This window comes from Prevotella sp. Sow4_E9_plate (genome assembly GCF_052116205.1).
Lineage (GTDB): Bacteria > Bacteroidota > Bacteroidia > Bacteroidales > Bacteroidaceae > Prevotella.
Genome location: NZ_JBQKLN010000172.1, coordinates 1 through 308 on the forward strand (window position 1 = coordinate 1; position 308 = coordinate 308).

Here is a 308-nt window from a genome sequence, read left to right on the forward strand (position 1 = left end):
TCATCGAGTCATCGGCATAGCGGACAAAAGGGAGACCTCGGCTTGTGAGTTCCTTGTCCAACTCGTTGAGCATGATGTTGCTCAAAAGCGGACTTAACGGTCCTCCTTGGGAAGTGCCTTCCCCACTTGCCTCGAACATACCTTTGTTCATCACACCACTGCGGAGATATTTGTGGATAAGGCTTATCACCCTACCATCCTTTATCGTGCGGCTGAGGATTTCTATGAGTTTACTGTGGCTCACCGTGTCGAAGAAACGCTCCAAGTCGAGGTCAACCACATAAATGTAGCCATCATCGATTATTTTC

1 protein-coding gene is annotated in these 308 nt (G+C 48.4%); it reads right to left on the reverse strand.

Features of this window, described 5'->3' with window-relative positions; genetic code table 11:
• On the reverse strand, positions 1 to 308 hold a 308-nt coding region (locus tag ACTQ53_RS17740; protein WP_441934643.1), incomplete at both ends, for a reverse transcriptase domain-containing protein.